This is a genomic window from Psychrobacter sp. UBA2769 (genome assembly GCF_002352555.1).
Lineage (GTDB): Bacteria > Pseudomonadota > Gammaproteobacteria > Pseudomonadales > Moraxellaceae > Psychrobacter > Psychrobacter maritimus.
Map to the genome: position 1 here is coordinate 106,234 of NZ_DEIR01000022.1, position 18,037 is coordinate 124,270.

General features: G+C 43.6%; 16 protein-coding genes. 5 read left to right on the top strand and 11 right to left on the bottom strand.

From position 1 onward, the window contains the following. Positions 1-46: 46 nt before the first annotated feature. A complete protein-coding gene (locus tag B3Q63_RS11015; protein WP_296176632.1) occupies positions 47-1,180 on the bottom strand; it encodes a YheT family hydrolase in 1,134 nt (377 codons plus the stop codon). 137 nt (positions 1,181-1,317) lie between these two features. Further along, on the bottom strand, positions 1,318-1,914 hold the full coding sequence (locus B3Q63_RS11020; protein ID WP_296176634.1) for a YigZ family protein: 597 nt from the start codon (positions 1,912-1,914) through the stop codon (positions 1,318-1,320). 196 nt (positions 1,915-2,110) lie between these two features. Between B3Q63_RS11020 and B3Q63_RS11025 the strand changes: the two genes are divergently transcribed. Continuing rightward, entirely contained in the window at positions 2,111-2,815 is a 705-nt protein-coding gene (locus tag B3Q63_RS11025; RefSeq protein ID WP_201564218.1) for a pseudouridine synthase, read from the top strand. A 353-nt stretch (positions 2,816-3,168) separates the two neighbouring features. Continuing rightward, positions 3,169-4,233 carry a thioredoxin fold domain-containing protein gene (locus B3Q63_RS11030; protein ID WP_296176642.1) on the top strand — a complete coding sequence of 355 codons (1,065 nt, stop codon included), beginning with the start codon at positions 3,169-3,171 and terminating at the stop codon, positions 4,231-4,233. Between the two features lie 133 nt (positions 4,234-4,366). On the opposite strand, the gene B3Q63_RS11035 is transcribed toward B3Q63_RS11030, so the two are convergent. Further along, complete coding sequence (locus B3Q63_RS11035) at positions 4,367-5,020, bottom strand: DUF2939 domain-containing protein (protein ID WP_296176645.1); 654 nt, start codon at positions 5,018-5,020, stop codon at positions 4,367-4,369. Between the two features lie 431 nt (positions 5,021-5,451). On the opposite strand from B3Q63_RS11035, the gene dnaJ reads away from it, so the two are divergent. The 3 genes from dnaJ to B3Q63_RS11050 all read left to right on the top strand — a co-directional run bounded on the left by dnaJ (position 5,452) and on the right by B3Q63_RS11050 (position 8,631). Beyond that, positions 5,452-6,582 (top strand): molecular chaperone DnaJ, encoded by a 1,131-nt coding sequence (gene dnaJ / locus B3Q63_RS11040; protein ID WP_296176647.1) that lies wholly within the window; start codon positions 5,452-5,454, stop codon positions 6,580-6,582. A 166-nt stretch (positions 6,583-6,748) separates the two neighbouring features. Further along, complete coding sequence (gene dapB, locus B3Q63_RS11045; protein ID WP_296176648.1) at positions 6,749-7,579, top strand: 4-hydroxy-tetrahydrodipicolinate reductase; 831 nt, start codon at positions 6,749-6,751, stop codon at positions 7,577-7,579. 104 nt (positions 7,580-7,683) lie between these two features. Further along, positions 7,684-8,631 carry a hypothetical protein gene (locus B3Q63_RS11050; protein ID WP_296176653.1) on the top strand — a complete coding sequence of 316 codons (948 nt, stop codon included), beginning with the start codon at positions 7,684-7,686 and terminating at the stop codon, positions 8,629-8,631. A gap of 109 nt (positions 8,632-8,740) precedes the next feature. Here the strand turns inward: B3Q63_RS11050 and B3Q63_RS11055 are convergent, their stop codons facing one another. The 8 genes from B3Q63_RS11055 to erpA all read right to left on the bottom strand — a co-directional run bounded on the left by B3Q63_RS11055 (position 8,741) and on the right by erpA (position 17,472). Next, positions 8,741-9,916: a type III PLP-dependent enzyme gene (locus B3Q63_RS11055; RefSeq protein WP_201620081.1), complete on the bottom strand. Its 1,176-nt coding sequence runs from the start codon at positions 9,914-9,916 to the stop codon at positions 8,741-8,743. Between the two features lie 198 nt (positions 9,917-10,114). Beyond that, on the bottom strand, positions 10,115-10,669 hold the full coding sequence (gene def, locus B3Q63_RS11060) for a peptide deformylase (RefSeq protein ID WP_201629540.1): 555 nt from the start codon (positions 10,667-10,669) through the stop codon (positions 10,115-10,117). 298 nt (positions 10,670-10,967) lie between these two features. Beyond that, entirely contained in the window at positions 10,968-11,222 is a 255-nt protein-coding gene (locus B3Q63_RS11065) for a GlsB/YeaQ/YmgE family stress response membrane protein (protein WP_201564232.1), read from the bottom strand. 437 nt (positions 11,223-11,659) lie between these two features. After that, positions 11,660-13,147, bottom strand: coding sequence for a UDP-N-acetylmuramate:L-alanyl-gamma-D-glutamyl-meso-diaminopimelate ligase (gene mpl / locus B3Q63_RS11070; protein ID WP_296176660.1), 1,488 nt, complete (start codon positions 13,145-13,147; stop codon positions 11,660-11,662). Between the two features lie 299 nt (positions 13,148-13,446). Next, positions 13,447-14,070 (bottom strand): copper resistance protein NlpE N-terminal domain-containing protein, encoded by a 624-nt coding sequence (locus tag B3Q63_RS11075; protein WP_296176663.1) that lies wholly within the window; start codon positions 14,068-14,070, stop codon positions 13,447-13,449. A 483-nt stretch (positions 14,071-14,553) separates the two neighbouring features. Continuing rightward, positions 14,554-15,075 carry a disulfide bond formation protein B gene (locus B3Q63_RS11080; RefSeq protein ID WP_296176667.1) on the bottom strand — a complete coding sequence of 174 codons (522 nt, stop codon included), beginning with the start codon at positions 15,073-15,075 and terminating at the stop codon, positions 14,554-14,556. 53 nt (positions 15,076-15,128) lie between these two features. Beyond that, positions 15,129-16,703, bottom strand: a complete 1,575-nt coding sequence (gene gshA, locus B3Q63_RS11085) for a glutamate--cysteine ligase (RefSeq protein ID WP_296176669.1) — start codon at positions 16,701-16,703, stop codon at positions 15,129-15,131. Positions 16,704-17,091: 388 nt separating this feature from the next. Further along, positions 17,092-17,472: an iron-sulfur cluster insertion protein ErpA gene (erpA, locus tag B3Q63_RS11090; protein WP_296176670.1), complete on the bottom strand. Its 381-nt coding sequence runs from the start codon at positions 17,470-17,472 to the stop codon at positions 17,092-17,094. Between the last annotated feature and the right edge of the window lie 565 nt (positions 17,473-18,037).

Consider the following 18,037-nt stretch of genomic DNA (forward strand, 5'->3'; position numbering starts at 1 on the left):
TCAAAGGGTTAAAGTTTAAATAATAGAATTGCGGTTTGCCAGATTATCAATCGTTATTATAAGTCTTAGAGGCTACACCAATATGCTTAAAATAAGCACTGACGGTTTCGGGTATCCAATTGATATCGAATTTTGAGGTTTTTGCTTTTTTACCATTGTTGCCCGCTTGCTTGGTTTTAGCATTATCATTAGTTGATTGGGCGTTAGTCGATTGGGCATTTTTTGCCTGACTGTCTGAACGATAACGCAAATAACCGATATGACCACCGTGTTCGGTATCTAAAATAGTGACACTGTCCGAGACATCATTTGGCGTGGCGGTAAAACCAATAAAGGGGTCGTCTTTGGCGCTAATGAGTAGTAGCGGGCGCGTGACATTCCTTAGATATGGCAAGGCAGAAGATGAGTGATAATAGTCGTTTTTAGAGCGATAGCCATGACGCGGGGCGGTGAAAATATCGTCAAAATCACTGATGCGATTGGCCGCTTTGATAGAGTTAATCTCATCTTGGCTTAAATCATTAGCCAGTGCTTTTTTAATAATTGGATTGAGCAAATACGGTGTATAAATCCGGTGGCTCAAAAAGCTATGCATGGTAATCGCAGCGGACGACATATCGACCGGCGCAGAAATCACGACTGCGCCATCGCATAGCGCGTTATCGCCATATTCGCCCATATATTTTGCCAACGCATTGCCGCCAAGTGACACGCCCACTGCGTAAATATGCGCGTAATTTTCGCGCAAGTTCTCTAACATATGATGCACCTCGCCCGTGTCGCCAGCGTTATAAAATACGCGCCCGTTAGCAGGAATGCCGCCACAACTGCGAAAGTGCGCAACGACAAAATGCCAGCCTTGCGCATGCATCTGATACGCCAAAGCGCGCGCATAATGGCTGTCGCTGCTGCCTTCCATGCCATGAAATAGCACGATTAATGGCGTTTGCTCAAGTTTGCCATTTTCTGAATCTTCTAAATATTGGACAGGATGGGCATCGTAAAAGTCATAAGCGATATCAGTTTCACACAATGAATCTTGCTTAATCACGCGGCGGTAGGTTGGCGTCTTGGGCGCAAAAAACTTCGGCAAGATGCTTTGCAAATGCGGGTTGCTCAGCCAAAAGGGCGGTTTAAACGGCGCGGGCGCGAAAGGTTTGGTTGGTTTTGAAGTTGGCATAGGACAGTCTTATATGAGTTGTTATAAAAAACAGTGACTTATCATACCGACTGCCAAGGTTAAAACCAATGATTTTCAGTGAACGCATGGTTACTCAAAATAGTTCGTTAAAAACAGCTAATAAAAATATACATTTCTTATGGCTTATCTAAGACACGCCCATCCATCGCTAGACGTTCTTTTAAACTGTCGATATCTGCCTCAGCGAGCGTTACGGTCAATGTCACTTGCTTACTATAAGTCACATCATCGATACTGCCATTTAAACTTTCTACTACATAGCGGCACTGGGCTTCGGTGGCGAATTCTGCCAATATTTGTACTTGTGTCATCGGCACATAAGGCAGCAAAATCATCTCATCGACGGCCGCTTGCGCTGAGCCGGCATAGGCACGGGTGAGACCACCGGCACCGAGTTTGATACCACCAAAGTAACGCACCACGATGATAATGACGTTACCGATAGATTTATGCTGTAAGACATTTAATATCGGTCTTCCTGCGGTGCCATTGGGCTCGCCATCGTCGTCAAAGCCTGCACTGGTGGTATTATTAGGGTCACCGATGATATACGCCCAGCAGTGATGGCGGGCATCGGCATATTTTTGACGCAGTTGTTCCACGTGAAACATCGCCTGCTCACGCGAGGTCACAGGATAAGCATAAGTAATAAAGTCGGATTTTTTAATTTCCAAACGAGTAGTGACGGCATGTTTTAGCGTTTGATAGCTCATATTTCATCAGGCTTAGGTTGGATATGGTAAACTGGTCTGACTTTCACTGTGGTCCGTATTTGGCACAGTGTTCATTAATTTTTTATTATAGTACCATTTCTAACCAGTGAAGATAACGAGCAGGTCACGCTTGAATGCTAATGACGTTGGCTTCTGATTTAGGGTGGGTCACATAAAACGGATGGTAGTAAATAGTATGCGTCTAGATAAATTTCTGAGTAAAGCCACTGAGCTGTCGCGTAAAGAATCAAAAAAGATTCTGCACGCCGGTGAAGTGACGGTAAATGACACTGTGGTCAAGGACCCTGGGTTGCACGTCGATATCGTCAATGATGAAGTAATGTGGGCAGGCGAGCCATTGTCAGTTGCGGCTGGCAATCGTTATATCCTCCTGCATAAGCCTGAAGGCTTTGAATGTACCTTAAAGGTTAAAGAACATCCTATCGTTACTGAGCTGATTGCCGTACCAGAGCTTGGTAGCTTACGTATTGCGGGTCGCCTCGATGTCGATACCACGGGTGCGTTGCTTATCAGTGATGATGGCAAATGGTTGCACCGTGTCACCAGCCCTAAACATGAGCATGCCAAAATTTATGAGCTGACCTTAGCTGAAGCAATGGATAGCGACGCTCAAGCCAATGCTGTTAAAGAAGTGGCTGAAGGTATCTTGTTAGAAGGCGAGCACGAAGAAACCAAGCCTGCGATTCTTGAATTCATCGATGAAACCCATGCGCGTTTAACCTTAGAGCAGGGTAAATATCACCAAGTAAAACGTATGATGGGTTACTTTGGCAACAGAGTCACCGAGCTGCATCGCGCCAGTATTGGTCATATCACTTTAGATGGTTTGGATAAAGGCGACAGTCGCTTCCTAACGCCAGAAGAAGTGGCTAAATTCTAAATTTAAGCTTTGTTAAATCATTAAAATGAATTATTAAAATATTTTTCCAAAATCAGCAGCCACTGAAAAGTGTGCTGCTTTTTGCTGCTTATCGTTTGCCGTGGTTATTTCTGTCAGCTGTCTGTGTTGCCTATCTCTTAAAGCTCAGTAGCAGTTTTGCAAAATTGACGGCTTAAGGCTTTGCAAAATCATCGCATGTGCTACAGTCTGTTTATTATTTTTAATCTATGTTTTTACATAATATGGTTGTCTTTATTAATAAGGTGAATTTGAAAATCCTTATTATTAAATATAGCGGTTCTTCTTTTTAGATTACTACGCAACTATTATTAAAAACCAATAGGACTGTCTCTGTGAAATTACCTGTATTAAAAGCTGCCAGCTTAATCAGCGCCGTATTGCTGACGACCACCGCTTGTGCGCAGCCAAGCGCCACTGATGCTATCAAGAAAAATACCAGCCAAGCGCCTCAGACCGCCCAAGCGGCTGGCAGCATAACCAAAGCTGTCGATAGTCAATTACGCCAACTGCTGACTAAAGCTGGTATCAAAACGCAAATCAATTCTATCGTAGTATCTAAATTGCCCAATATGTATCAGGTGAATTTGGCAGGACAGCCGCCGCTACATATTACCGGAGATGGCAAATATGTCATTCAAGGCGAGCTGCAAAAGAACCCAAGCAAACGGGTAGTGACTAAGATTCCAACGCGTAGCAGCAGTGCACAAGTCGGTAAACCGGTTAGCGCCAGCGTCAAATCTGCGATCCTCGCCAATATGGATGCGCTAAAAAACATGAGTGCCAAGACGCCGTTCTTTTATACCGCAGTGCCGGGCGTCATTTGGGGCGCAACGCTGGAGGGCGTGCCTTTTTTATTATCAGATGATGCGCAGTATATTACCGATGGTGAGATATCCGTGATTGAAAACGGTCAGTTTATTGGCCTCGATCAAGAGTTTGAAAAGCGTAAAAATCAATCGGTGTTTGCGACTCTAGATGAAAGCCAGCTGATTAATTATCCAGCGACCGGCGCTGAAAAAGCAGTTATTTATGTGGCTAATGACGTCAATTGCCCATACTGCCGCCGCTTGCATCAACAGCTGCCCATGCTTAATGCCAAAGGTGTGACGGTGAAAACCATCGGTTATCCAATATATGAGCAGTCACCTAAGCAAATGCGCGCTATCTGGTGTCAGAGCAATGAAGATAGTCGTCGCAGCGCTTTTGATAAGGCAATGTTAAAGGGAGAGATGACCCCTGCACCAGCAAGTTGTAACGTCGATTATGTGACTCCTAACCGTGAAAAAGCGGCAGGGCTTGCGGTAATGGCAACGCCTGCTATTTATCGTGAAGATGGTGTGCTGTATCAAGCAAGCTTTGAGAGCCCTGAGTTTTTAGAGTTTTTGGGTGTAGAGTAGTTATTAAGAACTCTGATTATTAAGAATTCCATAGCATGATAAATACACATTAAAAAACCACCGCATGAACATATTCATGCGGTGGTTTTTATTGCGCTTAACAGTTGATTCTATAAGTCTATTGCAGCAACAGCTATTGCGGCAAGACGATATCAACGATTTGCCAATTTATCAAACCATCTCGCTGCATCTCGATAGTAAGCGGATAACCTTTAACCTGACCGCTAATAGTAAAGCAATTAATACCGCAATAGCTCAGTGTTGGCTTATCGCTATCCGTACCTTGCGCTGCTTGTTGCTCCAGTTCCGCCGCTTGTTTTTGCATGATTTGCTGCATCTGGTTTTTGACGACTGCATTAACGTCGCCGTGATTGATGATTAAGTTTTGAATTAGGTTCTTTAAATCGACTTGATTACTGGCGATTGCCCATGCGGCGGCAAGCTCCTTGGTAGCGGTATTGGCCTGACCTTGGGTATTAATCAGTTTTTCGATATTTTGCGGGGTAATGGCGCCATCGACTGCTTGGATAATAAAGCCATTGGCCGCTTCCGTTAATGGCGCGCCGCCAAGTTCCGCAACCAATGGATATTTGGTCATGGTTAGCGCAAACTGGCTGGTCAGCTGATTTTGGATACTTGGACGTACCTGTTCATAATCAATCGCCGCCGCGATAGTCGCGCCATCTTTAGCATCATAGGCATTTTTCAGCTGATAGGCGCTATAGTAAGGCGAGCCGCCATAGACAGCGACTGCAATGACAATCAATAAAACAATCAGCTTTTTCATAAAAATTGCTACCTTAGCGCAAACGGAATGGCGGTAAATCTCAAAAATAGGATTTAAAATCCCATCAATATGGCGCTAAATATTAGCATGGCCGGCCTTTATAAAGGTATAAAAACCTTTGCTCAATTCTTAATAAAACCTTTTTTAGCAGGCTTAAAACCTCATAAGTGAGAATTTCAGCATCCAAGCGCTTGATAAATCGTGTTGGCATCTCCATAAATAGCGCAAACTTTTAATAAATTGATTTGGCTAAGCAGCATCCCGCCGTATTCGCTTGCAAGATTCATAAATCATCCTCTTTGCCGCCACGTATTTCGCTGTGTTTCATGTGAAACCTTTTAGTGCGAGTGTAGGTAGAATGATAAGTAGGGTGATTGACTTGGGGTGATGAATCGACCGACCGGTGGACTGTGAAGACGATAGGAGAGCCCATGAGTAAGCGCGATTTTTATGAAGTATTAGGTGTCAGTAAGACTGCTGATAGCAAGGAAATTAAGCGAGCCTACCGCAAGCTGGCCATGAAATACCATCCAGACCGTAACTCTGAAGATCCTGATGCTGAAGATAAGTTCAAAGAAGCATCGATGGCTTATGAAGTACTGAGCAACGAAGAAAAACGCTCAGCTTATGACCGTATGGGTCATGCTGCGTTTGAAAACGGCATGGGCGGTGGTGGTTTCGGCGGCGGCGGTGGCAATTTCCAAGATATCTTTGGCGATATCTTTGGCAACTTTGGCGATATTTTTGGTCAGTCGCGTGGCGGCGGTGGACGTTCACGTCGCGGCTCAGACCTGCGTTATGTCATTGAGCTGACGCTAGAAGAAGCGGTACGTGGCTGCAAAAAAGAAATCAGCTTTACGGCTCCTGCGCCTTGTGATACTTGTGATGGTAAGGGCGCCAAAGATTCCTCTGATATTGTCACTTGTCAGACCTGTCATGGTCAAGGTCAAGTACGTATGCAGCAAGGCTTCTTTGCCGTACAGCAAGCGTGCCCACAGTGTGGCGGCTCTGGTAAACAGATTAAAAATCCTTGCTCTGACTGTCATGGTAATGGCGTTAAGGACAAATCACGTACGCTTGAAGTGTCTATTCCAGCGGGCGTCGATGATGGTGACCGCGTCCGCCTAGCAGGTGAAGGCGAGGCAGGTGGCGCTGGTGTACAAAACGGCGATTTATACGTCGAAGTACGCGTGAAACCGCATGATGTCTTTACCCGTCAAGGCGCCGACCTTTATATGGACGTGCCAGTGAGCATCACCGATGCGGCACTCGGTAAAGAAGTTGAAATTCCAACCCTAGATGGCAAAGTGAAAATCAAGGTTGCCGAAGGTACGCAAAGTGGTAAATTGTTGCGTGTACGCGGTAAAGGTGTGACGCCAGTACGTACGACGATGAAAGGTGATTTGATTTGCCGTATGGTCATCGAAACCCCAGTGAACCTAACGCGCGAGCAAAAAGACTTGTTACGTCAATTCCAAGATACGCTTGATGGTGATAGCAAGCATCAGCAGTCACCACATAAAAAATCATTCTTTAAAAAGATTGGCGATTTATTTGATTGATAGCTAAGCTCGACTGTTTACGTAATTTTAAGGCCTATTGTTTCACGTGAAACAATAGGCCTTTTTGTTGATGCTATAAAAAACCATTTATAGATTATATTTGTTAAACTTAACCTCATAAATTTAAAAACTAATCTATCAAAAATAAAATATCTAAGGTAGTTATATGAGTCAGCAAGAAAATAAACAAAGTATTAACGTCGGCGTTATTGGTGCTGGTGGTCGTATGGGACGTATGCTTATCGAAGCGGTACAGGAAAACCCGCAAACAACACTAAACGCGGCGATTGAACGTCAGGGTTCAAGCCTCGTTGGCGCCGATGCGGGCGAAGTCGCAGCGATTGGTCGTCTAGATGTGCAGATTGTCGATGATTTAAAAGCCGTTATTAATGACATTGATGTGCTGATTGATTTTAGCTTGCCTGATGCGACCGAACAAAATATGCAAATTTGCGCGGCGAATAAGGTTGCGATGGTGATTGGCACCACAGGCTTTAATGAACAGCAAGAGCAAGTGCTAACAGAAGCAAGTAAGCAAATCGCTATCGTCTATGCCGGTAATTATTCAACAGGCGTTAATCTGTCCTTAAAATTGCTCGGTATGGCAGCAAAAGCCTTTGGCAATGATGCTGATGTAGAAGTCATCGAAGCCCATCATAAGCATAAAATCGATGCGCCATCGGGTACCGCTTACATGATGGCAGAAGCGGTCGCAGAAGCGCGCGGGCAAAACCTAAAGGACGTTGCCGTTTATGGCCGCGAGGGACAAACGGGCGAGCGTAAAGCCGGTACGATTGGTATTCATGCGATACGTGGTGGTGAAATCATCGGCGATCATACCGTGATGTTTATCGCTGATGGTGAAGTGGTTGAAATTACCCACCGTGCGCGTGCACGTATGACCTTTGCCGCTGGTGCGGTACGTGCGGCTACTTGGGTTATTAAGCAGGAAGTTGGACAATATAATATGCAAGATGTTTTAGGATTAAATGACTAGGCTTTAACGAGCAATATTTGAATTATGAAGGTTTTTTTTGCTTGTTGCCTAATGGCTGCTTGATATGGCTTTTAATAGCGTTTAACTATTGCTAGAGGTCAGTTATGAATAAGTTTAGTGAAAATCTAATAGCGCGTTTTGGTCGCACGGTGGCTATACTTAACACTGTTAAAAATATCAAAACGGCCAAAACCATAAGTTATGCACGCCCGATAGTATTTACCCTAAGTTTGACCGTAGTGCCAATAGTCGTGCAAGCAGCTGTTTATCAAACCTATGTCATTCATACCTATGGCGGTGAGGCGTTATTACCAGCCGTTCGTCAGCAGTTAAATGCTAGTCGCGACGGCGGCACGGTATCGACTTATCAAGATAAATTAGTATTGCATACCACTGCGGCTAATTATCAAACCATACAACAATTACTAAGCCAGATTGATGGTCAGCCACAAGCGTTGACCGTTGCAGTACGTGTCGGTAATAGTAGTCAATCCCAAGGTAATATCCAGCAAGGTCAGGTTATTATTAGCAATCGCGGTATTCAGGGCACAGGTGTAATTAACCAACGTAGCAGTCAGCAACAAGGCAATAATTTATATCAAGTACAAACGTTGTCTGGCAGTGCTGCAAGTATCAGTACAGGCACCCTGTATTCGCTGAATCAAACTTATATTGCTAATAGCTATCCAAATTATCCAGCCTATCCGATTTATCATGGCCCGTCGGGGCAAATTATTATTCAGCAACAAGTATTATTACCAACAACGCAAGGGATTGCCGTTACCCCAAGGCTATTGCCAAATGGGCAAGTTGAAGTAACATTATCCCAAGTTGAAGAACAGCTCGTGCGCGCTAATCCTTCTTATAATCGCTATGGTTATAATAATAGCGTGCAAGGGCAAAGATTGCATAGCACCATCATCGTACCACGCGGACAGTGGGTTAATATTGGACAAATCTCACAAAATAATCAAAGCCAAAGCTCAGGTTATGGCAGTAACCGCGCGATAAATAGCAGCAATAGTGTGCCTATCTCGCTATTGGTACAGTAGCTGGTTCTTACTAATGCCACCTCGCTGGACATATTAAAATAGACATAAAAAAGCGCGGCACTGTTTATCACAGTACCGCGCTTTTTTATTGACATTGATTGTTTAAAAACTAATCAATATAAATCACTTCTAACGGTGGGAAACCATTGAACTCAACCGACGAATACGAGTTGGTATACGCGCCTGTGGTTAACCAAAAGATTTTATCGCCAATCTCAAGCTCTTCTGGCAACTGATAACCGGCTTCTTCATACATGATATCGGTTGAGTCGCAAGTTGGACCGGCTAATACAACCGTGCCTTCGCTTGTTGACGTTTCCATTTTAGGCGTATAAACAGGGTATTTAATGGCTTCACCCAAAGTCTCGATTAAGCCTTGGAATAAGCCCACATCGGTATAGACCCAGCGCGTCAAATCCGTATCTGATTTACGTGAGATAAGTACCACATCACTGACCAATACACCCGAACCACCAACCAATGAACGACCGGGTTCTAAAATAATATCAGGCATCTCATCTTCATTATAATCATCGGTCAGATAACGGGTAATCTCTTCCGCATAAACTTTTACCGGATTGACTTCGCTGATATAGTTCGCTGGAAAGCCGCCGCCCAAATTAATCATTTGCAGCTTAATGCCTTCTTCATTTTTCATCCAGTCAAACATATATTTGACCTTGGCAAGCGCATCATCCCAAGCAGCAACGTCTTTTTGCTGGCTACCGACGTGGAACGAGATGCCATACGGCACTAAGCCCAAATCGCGTGCTTGTATCAACAGGTCGATTGCCATATTTGGATGGCAACCAAATTTGCGTGATAGCGGCCATTCTGCGGTTTCAGACCCTTGTACTAAAATACGTACAAATATTCTGGAACCAGGCGCGTGCTTAGCGATATTTTTTAAATCCGCTTCTGAGTCGGTCGCATATAAATCAATACCTTTCTCAAAAGCATACTTCACATGCTGCGCTTTTTTAATGGTGTTGCCATAAGAGATACGTGATGGCTCAACGCCGCAATCAAGCACACGATCAAGCTCGTAGATTGACGCACAGTCAAAGTTTGAACCAAGCTCAGCAAGCAAGTTAATGACTTCAACCGCAGGACTTGCCTTCATTGCATAATGAATTTTCGCCTTTGGGAAAAAACCGACCATTTCCGCATATTTGGTTTTAATACGGCTAAGGTCGACGACCAAAAACGGGGTTTCGCGACCTTCGGCAGCTTTGGTGAATTTCTGCCAGCCGGCAGGGTCAAAATATTGGTCAATTTTGATCATGGTCATGGTTGGAAACCTTTAATGAAGACACTAGATGTCAGAGGATAAAAACGTCAGGGAGTAAAAGCCAATATAAACGTCATAAGCTTATTATCGTAAGTCTTGTTATTAATAACGCTTAACGACCATCGTACTTTATTAACGATATTTCTTAATGATAATAAAATAACAGCAAACACGGCTTAAAAAATGAATAAATTAAGAGCTGGTCGTTTGTGGCTGTTTATCCGCGATTTGTTCACCCTGTTTTTCGCGTATTTTAAGCACCTTACGGACTTTATCACGCGCACGAGTTTGCTTAAGACGCGATAAATAATCGACGAAGATGACCCCATTTAAGTGGTCCATTTCATGTTGAATGCAAACGGCAAGTAAGCCTTCGACTTCTTCATCAATCTTATTGCCATTCTCATCTAAGGCTTCGATACGCACCTTATTAGGACGCTCAACCTTATCATAGACTTCAGGTACCGACAAACAACCCTCTTCGTATGGCTGCTTTTCTTCTACCAATGGCGTGACTTTAGGATTAATAAATACCCTTGGGCTGTCTTTATCTTCAGATAAATCCATCACGATAAGCTGAATATGGCGATCGACTTGGCTTGCTGCCAAACCAATACCTTGGGCATCATACATCGTCTCAATCATATCGGCGATTAAGGTTTTGATTTCAGCCGTGACTTCCTTGACAGGCTTGGCAATCGTGCGCAAGCGCGGATCGGGATAACTTAAAATAGGGAGTAACGCCATAGGGCTCACCTCAATGATAAAGATAAAATAGGTCTGATATTATAAGATAAATGGGGGCAAAAGTAATGCTTATCAATACATGACGCTTTATATCCTTGTTTGATAACATAAGCTAAACTTATGATTAATCGTTAAGACAGAATGTAAAAAATAAAACCCGCGCCATAAAAAAGGTCCTGCATATAGCAAGACCTTTTCTTTATTATTTCTTTACGATATAACATTGTTAAATGTTCAATTGAATTAATTGATAAGTAAACTGACATCTAAATTGAAATACATCAAAACTAAAATAATATTATACGTTGCGCTTACTCATAATCATCTCATAGATAAATAGTAAGATAATCGCACCGATTACTGAGAAGATAAGACCGATAAAGCCGCCATCAGCATTGATACCGATTAAGCCTGCAACAAAACCACCCAGCATCGCACCAACGATACCCAAAACGATGGTCATAATCCAACCCATAGGGTCGCTACCTGGCTTGATAGCACGTGCCAATAAACCTGCGACCAGACCTACAATAATCATCCAAATAAAGCTCATTTTATTCTCCTAATATGTTGCCATTTATAATGTGTTACTTATTTATATTGCTTTCTTTTAATGAATTCATTGTAGTCATTCCTGAAACCAAAAAGTAAGGACAAAATGTTATCTGTGTACGGGCTATGTGAGGAAAAAGCCATATTTGCTATTAAGCAGATGAGATAGGTAAACAGTAGGTTACAAAGGTAGTAAAGTCGCTAACAGAATTAATAGTTAGTAGTGCTAATGTACAGCGTGCTAAGAGGGAGGTTTTATTTAATGGAACGCAGTAACGTAGGTAAGTTAGGGGGACAAGTTAGGGAAAATTAAGCGATAGAAGTGATAGAAGCGAGGTAGGATTTTTATTGGAGATAATCAGACATAAAAAAAGCGCCGCTCGTTTAACGAACCGCGCTTTTAAGCATTGTTAATATGTTTAGTTTTTCGACAAAGTCTTATTGATTACGCAGAGCCGTTAATAGACGCTGATGAATACCTTCAAAGCCACCGTTTGACATAATCACAATAGCATCACCCGCTTTTGCATGAGTGCTGATATGCTCGATAATAGCATCGACGCTAGAAAGTACCTGTTGGTTGCCCATATTTGGATTTACCATATTGGCATTTTCGATAACTTCTCTTAAGCCCCATTCAAGTCCCGTCGGCTCATACCATAACGTATGGTCGGCGAGGGCAGCGGACTCAGCCAAGCTGTCTTGATGGACGCCCATTTTCATGGTGTTGCTGCGCGGCTCAATAATTGCCCAAATGCGTCTGTCTGCCAGTTTCTTTTTTGCACCATCTAAGGTGGTGGTAATGGCAGTCGGATGATGGGCAAAATCATCAAACACCAAGATGTCATTTATATCGCCAATCAGCTCCATACGGCGTTTGATACCGGCAAAGGCTGACAATGCGGCGCAGGCGGTTTTGACATCAACACCAACGTTATAAGCGGCGGCGACCGCAACCAAGGCATTATTGACATTATGAATGCCGCTCATTGACCATTCGATGATTCCCGCGGCTTCTTTATCAGCCGTGAAACTAATATTGAATTGACCACCATCGGCGCTGATAAGCTCAGCTTGCCAGTCGCTGCTATTTTTTAACGTCTGCTCTTCTGTATTGGTATTATCTGCCGCTGAATCCAGCACAGCTGTCCGCCAAATCGGTGTCCAAACGCCTTTTGCCAAGGTGTCTTCTAAACTGATAGTCGCCGCTGGCATGATAATTTTGCCCGTGCTTGGAATCATGCGCACCATATGGTGAAACTGGGTTTGGATGGCATTTAGGTCGGCGAAAATATCGGCATGATCAAATTCAAGATTGTTTAAAATCGCCGTACGCGGACGATAATGGACGAACTTTGAGCGCTTATCAAAAAACGCTGAATCGTATTCATCGGCTTCGATAACAAAGTAACCCGTTTTTTCTGCGTCATCATTATTTTTTTCAGCGCCCAAGTAGCTGCTATGGGCAAAGACTTGCTGTAAGTGCGCATCAGTGGTATCGACCAATGGTACGCCGCCAATCAAGAACCCTGCATCAATACCTGCATAATGTAGTATCCATGCCAGCATGGTCGTCGTTGTGGTCTTACCATGCGTACCTGCCACCGCGATGACGTGGCGCGATTGCAGCACTTGCTCAGATAAAAATTGTGGGCCTGAGGTGTAGCGCAGGCCGCTATCTAGCATATACTCGATGACATCCATGCCACGTTTCATGGCATTACCAACCACCACCAAATCAGGCGCTGGCTGCAAATGTTCGACCAGATAGCCTTCGGCAATCGTGACGCCTGCATTTTCAAGTTGGGTAGACATCGGCGGATAAACATTGGCATCAGAGCCCGTGACCGTATGCCCGAGCGCGCGTGCCAGTAATGCCAGCGAGCCCATAAAAGTACCACAAATACCAAGAATATGAATATGCATAGACGTTCCGTACGAGCTTAAATGAGAAGGGTAAAGGGTTTCGAGTCTTTCTAAAAGTTAGCGTATGCGTCACGATTAATTTTAGAAGGCACTCAAGCTAAGTATCATGAGTAATGGTTCTGTTTTGTATGCTGTTATTTTCCATGACAATATTTTTTATCGATAAATTCCAGTGGTCTGCCTAATATTAGCGTGGCAACCAAGCAATAAATCATGCCCTCATTGTAAAGTAAACACCAGAAGATGACCAATAAAAAACGCCTAGCAAGTAGGCGTTATGTGCTTATACATTGACACGTTTATTTGCGCGCCAAGCTATAGTCATCATCAGGATTTTTATCTGCGTCCAACCTAATCAAAAGGTTGTCTTTGATATGATAGGTTTCGATGTTTTTTCTCTCATAGACAATCGTAATCATATCGTCATCTTGGCGATAGACGCCAGATTCTAGCAAAGGCGCGCGCGCAGGTTCTGCGTGATTAAAGATACTGGTTTTTAGTACGGAGCCATCAGAAAACAGGTTTAGGGTAATATCGATATTAGCGCAAGATTCGCATGGCACGATGCCGCCATAATCACCCATTAAGGTTGCCTGTAGCGTGCTTTCTTTATTTGATGCAGAAATCATCGGCGTACGGCGAGCATTATCATTTATATTGGCCGCTGCAATAAGCGAGGTGCCTTCTTCGCTACTTGCCTTATCTGCTACCTTGTTCGCACTGCTCTTTTGAGACTCATCGTTTGGCACCTCAGCTTGCTGCGTAGCGTTAATCGGCGCACCTTGCGTCGTTTTATTATTGGTAGAAGAGGACGCACTGTCACAGCTCATCAGCAGCAAACAGACAGGCAACGCCAATAATGGGCGCATACAGCGTCTGATAGCTGTAATAGCAGAGAAGGAAGTAGACCAAAAAGTTATCATAGTATTACCAAAAACAGTTTTTTAAATAGTATGGTCAGACGCTATCAGTATAATAAATGAGCTAAAGCTTTGAGAGAAATCAAAGAAGATAAGAACAACAAGCTTAACGGCAATAGCTAAAGTGTGCGACCTTGACTTCGTTAATTTATGTGAGAAGAGTAAGCGAGTAGATAAATAGTAGCGCGTTTCAGCACCATAAACACTCGCATTACAACGCTTTCTATATACGATTAAAGCGTTATAAAGCCATCTGTTATTCCAATAGGGTAAATAAACCCTGCAAAGATATCAAAGTGTAAAAGTGACTAAGGAGGCTCTTTAGGTAAACTCTATAATCATAAGGGCGAATAAATGCCTTTATCAGCGGCAAAATAAGATATAAAAAAAGCGCAAAAATAAAAACCGTCAGCGTGATTAAGCATGACGGTTTTATTTGATTATTCATTAAAGCAAATAGCTAAAGCAAAATGGCTTATGAGTACTCTAGCGCACAGGACGCGCAGGACGAACAATGCGCCACAATATAAGCACATGCGTTAATATCAAAATACTAAATAAAATCAAAGATTGCTCGGGAATGCTTAGCCCCATAAACGTCCAGTCGATAGAAGCACATTCACCAGAACCGGCAAACACTTCTTTTAATACCTGCTGCATAGGGAGGGTATCGAGCCAATAATCTAAACCTGGGCCACATGACGGTACTTGGTCAGCCGGTAGATGCTGTAGCCAAACATGACGCCCTGCTACTGTCGCGGCCCAGCCAATACCTGCCAAGCTACCCAACCATAGTAGCAAGCGTGTCACCATTGATTTTGGATTAAATACCGCCGCGATGAGCGCAAAGCCGCCCATCACCATCAGCCCAATACGCTGAAAAATACACAGCGGACAAGGCGAAAACCCCATATAACGCTGTAGAAAAAACAGCGCAAAACTCATGCCTATTACGGTCATTATCACTAAAAACACTTGCAGATTACGGTAAGTGGTCAGCTGTCGCATGGGGCGCATACTCTTATAAAGTGCTTATTGATGAAAGGTAAAGTTATAAAAATTTAGCGATATTGCTGTAAGAAATCCATAAAATCTTCGGTTTCAGCGGCTTCAAGCTCAGCTTGCTGCAAGATAGATTTTTCGGCAAGTACTTCATATTTTGCTTGGGTGTTTGGACTCAAAGTCTGCTGTAATAACGACTCACGATGCTGCTGCGCTAAAGTAAAGCCAAGCTGCCATAAACTGCCCAAACGCTTACTATCAGAGTTAACTTGCGCTGAGATGGTGGACTCAGAATGTCCAGCTTTACCTTGCATCAACGCAACCGCCGCCCGATAGTCATTACCACCATAATGTGCATCAAGCAGGGCTGCCAATGGTTGCATACGGCTTAAATGGGTGAGCATCCAGCTTTCTAGGGTTTGCTCAGCGCCGTTATTAATAATCTGTAAGTTTTCACGGCGACCTTCATTGACCACGCGCTCAAGATTAACAGCCAAGGCTTCTTCTTCTGCAGGCAGCAGCTCTGGCGAATCACTCAGCAAGCAATATAGCGCCATCACTTCTAAAAAGCAGGCGCTAGATAAGCGAATACCAATATCGCTATACGGGTCAAGGTCAATGGCACGAAACTCAACGTAAGCAATCCCGCGACGCTCAAGCGCTTCGGTTGGGCTCTCGCCACTTTCGGCGATTTGTTTTGGGCGGATAGGGCTATAGTATTCATTTTCTATTTGTAGAATATGATCATTGATTTGAATCGGATTGCCATCAGCATCATTTAAACCCAGTTTCTCAAAGCTTGCATGCGGGGTTTGAATCGCGCGGCGTAGCCCCTTGATATACTCGGGTAAATTGTTATAGCGGATATCGAGATGTTCTTGCACGCTGTTGGTATAACCAAGCTTGCCCATGCGCAGGCTGGTCGCAGTCGGCTTATAATAGGTCGAATCATTGAGCAGCTCAAGGTCATGCTCAACCCCTGACACAAAGCAAGGGCAAACACTGGGACTGGCGCCCAATAAATACAGCACCAAACTGGTCAGACGTTTAAAGTTACGAATCAATCCCAGATACTTATCGTTTCTAAATTCTGTCAGGGTCAGGTCTTGTGCATTTGGCGTTTGCGCTTGCCACGCGGCAAATAAATCATCGCCAAACGATAGGTTATAATGTAAACCAGCAATCGTCTGCATACGGCGACCATAACGGATGCCAAGTCCACTACGATATAGCGTCTTAAGCTTACCGGTATTAGAGCTGCCATAATCGGCCAGTGGGATATCTTCATCATTGGATGACAGCATACAAGGCATGGATAGTGGCCACATCAACTCACCTTCAGGCATACCTTGATAGACCAATAAATGCAGTTGGCGCAGCATATTTAAGGTTTCTTTTGGCGAGGTCTTGGGGTCAGTGATAAGCTCAAGCAGGCTTTCTGAATAATCCGTGGTGATAAACGGATGGGTAAGTTTGGACCCAAGCTTAGTCGGATGCGGCGTTTGTGCCAAATAACCATCAGGTTTAACACGCAGCCCTTCTTTTTCGATACCGCGGAGCATACCCGCTAGGTGCTGACTGTCAAACCAGTTTGGAATTTCAAAATTGACAAAGCTGCTCGCAAAATTACTCATAATAGTCATCTGTTGTTATTAGTTATGTTCGGTCGAAACACAGGCGGTCCGACCGCAAAAAGGGGTTAGAGAATCAGGTCAGTTTAGCCCAAAGCGACCCTAAAAACCACGTGCAATTACAAATACAGTAAGCTTTGCCGGTGTTCAATTCGAGCAGTTTTGATGCAAAAACTGGCGATAAAATAGCCGCAAAAACCTAAGATAAAGAGGGTCGGTTGTACTTCTTGGGCTTTACTTTCTTATAGCTTGTATGGTGCGTCATGACCGCTTTATCAATATCAAACTATCTAATATTATCTATTACTCATAAAGCGGTAGACTAAAAAGCACCTAACGATAAGATAGGTGCCTCAATAAAATAAAGAAAAATGATTCAAAAATCATTGATTTAGATAGAAAACGATGAACCACAACCACAAGAAGTGGTGGCATTGGGGTTGGCAACCACAAAGCGCGCACCTTCTAAGCCTTCGGTATAGTCAACTGTAGAGCCTTGTAGATACTGATAGCTCAGCGAATCGACCACTAAAGTCACATCGCCATTATCGAAGTTGGCATCGTCTTCGCCTAAGTCGCTGTCAAATCTAAATCCGTAAGAGAAACCAGAACAACCGCCGCCGGTCACATAGACGCGTAGCATAAGCTCGCTGTCACCTTCTTCTTCACGCAGACGACGTACTTTTTGAGCCGCACTGTCAGTTAAGCTCAAGGCAGTCGGGTCGAAGGGCTGGCTAGCGCTTGGGTTAAATTGGTTGGTTGATTCGTTCATATCTACCTCAGTTGCTAAAATCAAATGATATTGTTTTTTATTGATGCGAGGTCGTCTATTTATACTGGATAGGGCGACTGATCCGTAGCGGCTGATACGCATAGGCTACGGTAACATTAATGAGATTGGGTCACTATTAGACATTTAGACATTCATATAGACATTCATAGTTTGGGGTATGCATATTTGGCTTAAGACTTTAGACGCTCATATCGAGCTGTCATGGTGGCATACGCTGAAGCCCATACTATCATGGCTATTAGCACTTAACTGCATGATGTCAATAGTGTTTTACTAGTATAGCATAATTGGGCTAATGATTGATTTGTCAAGGGTAACAACAGCGTTCACGACCAAAAAAGTGATTGAAACTGCAAACTTTTAAATAGTCTACGCCTCATTATCATAATAAGCGGTTTTTAGCAGTATAAAGGTTTGAATTTAAAATACTTATTTAATTGTTTGCCTATGCGGCAAGCGTTTGAAATAATAGCCGCCAGTAAACATGCCAGACGTGTGTTTTTTATTGCCTTAAGTTTTACATTATTGTTGAGATGAAGAAATT